We start from the raw sequence: 887 nt of genomic DNA, 5'->3' as shown, positions 1-887 counted from the left end.
AGCTACCGGAGGCTGAGTCCAACATACGCTACAATGAACCGAAGTCTTACTTCGCATCATTGTAGCTTAATTGTTGGCGGTAGTTTTTATTTATTCGTTTTGATTTGCGTCATGAATTTCTTTGTTGTCATAGTAAATATGTTTAGGAGTTCTGTTTTTATTGGTTTTATAAAACCGTATTTGAATCGAGATTCGAACTCTTCCACCGAAATGGATTTGAAATCCTCAATATCATCTTTATCTACTCCACCGAAAAGGCTGCCTGTAATATATCCATGCTCAATTTTATCTAGATTGACTCTGGTTGTTTTCGAATCAATGGCAGTAATGGTCGCCACGGCTGTCACATCAATTCTACCCTTAGAAATGTCAAAGTGCAAGTAAAAAAGGCTGTCCGATAGATTTTTCTCTAAAAGATCACTGTACGCATGTCCCGGCCGAATTAAATTGAAAAGGTCTGCCTTGCTTATTTGCAGCTCGTATTCCTCATTCACAGTTAAGTTCAAATCGACTTTTTCTCTCGGTAATGTTGTTGCCCAAATTGCAAATAGAGTAAGAATTCCTATCGGTATTTTCAAATACCTGCTAATTTTTTGCTCTGTTGAAATCTGCCTTTGAAAGTAACCAAATGACAGTGGAAGAATGAATAAAGCGAATAAGTCAGTGTAGTCAACTACTCGGTTAAATCCAATTCCAATATTCTGAGCCAAATTGATTACTTCTTGTGAAAATGGTGATTTCCAAAACACGAATAGAGCAGCTGTTCCGATATAGATTGTATTGGTCCATTTAATTCGAAGACTTGATAAGATGAGTATTCCACTCCATAGTATACCACTATTCCAGAGCAAAGTATACCAGTGATTCCAGGGGAAAGTATACCAGTA

Annotated in this window: 1 protein-coding gene; it reads right to left on the bottom strand. The window is 37.1% G+C overall.

Annotated features, from left to right (window positions below):
• Window positions 1–86: 86 nt before the first annotated feature.
• The coding region (locus tag Q4534_RS24080; RefSeq protein ID WP_303615714.1) for a hypothetical protein at window positions 87–887 on the bottom strand (801 nt) is incomplete at its 5' end.

Source organism: Cyclobacterium sp. 1_MG-2023, from assembly GCF_030546805.1.
GTDB lineage: Bacteria > Bacteroidota > Bacteroidia > Cytophagales > Cyclobacteriaceae > Cyclobacterium.
This window is presented reverse-complemented; position numbering and strand designations above follow the sequence as displayed.